The organism is Candidatus Aquicultor sp., assembly GCF_054640775.1.
Window position 1 is genome coordinate 1 of record NZ_JBTSLF010000272.1, and the last position, 2,995, is coordinate 2,995.

Genomic DNA, 2,995 nt, shown 5'->3' on the forward strand with positions numbered 1-2,995 from the left:
GACGGCAATCTGTCCGAGGACCGGGACAGCAAGTATATCTATTTTCGTTTTTTTGGAGGGGTTACCGAGGTTAACCGCCGGACCAGAAGGGTAAAATTGTTGGGCCAGATACTGGAAAAAAATGATTTTGCCGTGGAAAGTAAAGGGGAGTTGATCACCGCCAGAATAAAAAAAGTCGAGCGGGCATTGATGGAAGACAAATTTCGGTTGATCGGCCGATTAATAGGGTTTACCAGGCAGTTGGATGTCTTGCTGCGTAATGAAAAAGATATTGATTTTTTTGCTGATAAATTTTTAAAAGAAGAACAGTTGCAAAGTGCTCCGGCGTTGTAACGGCATTTTAATATACTAAAAAATTGAATGAGTAAGCGACCGAAGAAGGAGGTTTCAATGAAAAAAAATATTTCAGTTATGGTTCTTGATGACGAACCCATTGTCGGGGAACGATTGCAGCCGGTCCTGGAAAAAGAAGGATATGCGGTGGAAGTTTTTACTGACAGTCGAAAGGCTTTAACCCGCCTGGAGGAAAAAAAATTTCAGGTCCTGGTTACCGATCTCAAGATGAGCGGTCCCAGCGGGTTGGATGTGTTAAAGTTTCTCAAGGATCAGGCCATGGAGACTAAAGCCATTGTGATCACCGGCTATGCGACGATCGAGAGGGCCAGAGAAGCCGAAATACTGGATGCCGAATTTGTCACTAAGCCATTTAAACTAGAACAGATCGTCAAATTGGTGGATAAGGCGGCCAAAAAATTTAAATAACCCGGAAAGGATGTGCTCCTTGAACGGAGGTCCTATGGAAAAAGCCTACAGCGTAATGATTTTGGATGATGAGCCTATCGTTTGTGAAAGGCTGAGGTCCACCCTGGAAAAGGTCAATCTGGATATTGAGACCTTTATCGATCCCAATGAAGCTATTAAACGGTTTGCTGAGAAAAAATTTCAGATTCTAATCACCGACCTTAAAATGAAAGAGTTGGATGGTATTGAGGTGTTAAAACTGGTTCAGAAGGTTTCCCCGGAAACCAAAGTGATTATCATTACCGGGTTTGCCACTGTGGAAAAAGCCAGAGAAGCTTTAAAAATAGGGGCCTATGATTTTATCGCCAAACCATTTAAACTCAGCCAACTGCGGGATTTGGTCATAAAAGCCCTGGGGCTTTCCGGGTGATTTTGGGGAAGGGATCCCAGGGAAAAGAAAGAAATAATTATCGCGGGTATTAAGGAGGAAAGATGGCCATAATAACCATTTCCAGAGGTACGATGAGCGGAGGGGAAGCTTTGGCTAAATGCCTGTCGGAGAGATTAGGCATTCCTGCGGTCAGCCAGGAGATCTTACAGGAAGCTTCGGATCGTTTTGGGATATCCCAATCCCTTCTCCTTCAACAGTTGGAGAAGACCAAAGGATTGATTCGGGGACCTTCGACGGAAAGAAACCTTTATTTAACGGCCATCCAATTGGCTTTGGCCGAAAGGGCTCAGCGGGGGCCTTTTGTTTATTATGGACATGCCGGGCATCTCCTGATGAAAGGGGTTCCCCAAGTGTTAAAGGTTCGGGTTATTGCTCCTTTGGATCGTCGTTCTCAGAAGCTGTCGGAGATCGAAAAAATATCCTTGGAGGAGGCCAAAAAAATAATTGAAAAAATGGAGGAGGGTCGGATCAAGTGGACCCGGTTTTTATATAGTGTGGATTGGCGGGACCCTTCCATCTATGACCTGGTCATTAATTTGGATGCCATAAGCCTGGAAAGCGCCTGCGAAATGATCATTTGTACTTTAAATCAAAACGAATTTAAAGAATCTCGAGAGTCTCAAACCATTATTGAGGATTTTCTCCTGGCCAGTCAGGTGAAAGCCGAGTTGGCCGGGAATGACCGAACCAAAGGACTGGAGCTTGCCGTATCGGCAGAAAAAGGGAAGGTTAGAATTTCCGGAACCTTTGAAACGGGTGGAATTTTTCCCAGCGGAAAACACAGGATCAAAAATGACCTGGCCGAGGCAGCCCGACAGGTTCCGGGCGTTAAAGAGGTCCATATTGGCCTTGAAGATAGACCTGTTGCCTTAGACTAAGCAATGGAATGAAAGGATAAACGAATGAGTGCAGAAACCAATAACGAACAGGGAAGTCCCGTTTTCTTAAAAGAAATTCTCCAAGTCCTGGAAGAAGAAAAGCCGGTCTTTGAGGGCCTCCTCAAGTTTGCTGATCAGGAAAACAAGATCGAAGAAGAACAAATCGAATTAGCCCGAAGGCAAACTTCCCTGACCTCGGATCTGGTCAAGAATTCGGCCCTCCGTACTGATCTGGCAGCAGAAAGCACCGAACTGAACAAACAGCTGGTCAAGAATTCCGATCAACGGACCCAGTTAGCCGAAAAACGCACTGAGATGTCGGCCCAGCGTATGGAATTGGACAAACAACTGGTCAAGAATTCCGATCAACGGACCCAGTTAGCCGAAAAACGCACCGAGATGTCGGCCAATCTGGTGGATACTTCCAACAAACGAACCGAGCTGGCCGAACAACGCACAATACAGGCCGATGTGCGTACAAGATTGATGCAGGATCAGACCAAACTATCGCTCAAAAGTACTGAGCTGGCCGAACATCGGACCGCATTAGCCAATAGACGTACCGACCTGGCAGGCCGAAGAACGGAATTGGCGGATAGGCGGACAGACCTGGCCGATGAGCGAACCAATCTCGCTGCCCGACGTACCCAGTTAGCCGACCGAAGAACGACTTTAGCTGATGACCGGACGAAGTTGGCTGGCCGGCGCACCAACTTGGCTGAAAGGCGAACGGAGCTGGCCGATCAGCGGACGACTCTGGCTTCCAGGCGTACTGAATTAGCGGATAAGCGAACAGTATGGGCTTTCACCAGAACCGAGTATTCGGTGCAGAGAACCCAATTAGCCAAAGACCGGAACCACCTCGCCGTAGCCCGGAATTATTTATCTTCTCATCGAACTATTTTTGCTAAGGAAAGAACGAAGC

3 protein-coding genes and 2 pseudogenes are annotated in these 2,995 nt (G+C 46.9%); all 5 read left to right on the forward strand.

All coding sequences use genetic code 11. The features are described from left to right. A pseudogene (locus ACYC56_RS13995) lies at positions 1-333 on the forward strand (PEP/pyruvate-binding domain-containing protein); the annotation flags it as partial. Between the two features lie 57 nt (positions 334-390). Further along, complete coding sequence (locus ACYC56_RS14000; protein WP_461374789.1) at positions 391-762, forward strand: response regulator; 372 nt, start codon at positions 391-393, stop codon at positions 760-762. Between the two features lie 34 nt (positions 763-796). Continuing rightward, positions 797-1,171, forward strand: coding sequence for a response regulator (locus ACYC56_RS14005; RefSeq protein WP_461374790.1), 375 nt, complete (start codon positions 797-799; stop codon positions 1,169-1,171). A gap of 62 nt (positions 1,172-1,233) precedes the next feature. After that, positions 1,234-2,070, forward strand: a complete 837-nt coding sequence (locus ACYC56_RS14010; RefSeq protein ID WP_461374791.1) for a cytidylate kinase family protein — start codon at positions 1,234-1,236, stop codon at positions 2,068-2,070. A 24-nt stretch (positions 2,071-2,094) separates the two neighbouring features. Then, a pseudogene (locus ACYC56_RS14015) lies at positions 2,095-2,995 on the forward strand (hypothetical protein); the annotation flags it as partial.

Coding starts and splice junctions, on each gene's coding strand:
- ACYC56_RS14000 (WP_461374789.1), top strand. CDS start 391: ATGAAAAAAAATATTTCAGTTATGGTTCTTGATGACGAACCCATTGTC.
- ACYC56_RS14005 (WP_461374790.1), top strand. CDS start 797: ATGGAAAAAGCCTACAGCGTAATGATTTTGGATGATGAGCCTATCGTT.
- ACYC56_RS14010 (WP_461374791.1), top strand. CDS start 1,234: ATGGCCATAATAACCATTTCCAGAGGTACGATGAGCGGAGGGGAAGCT.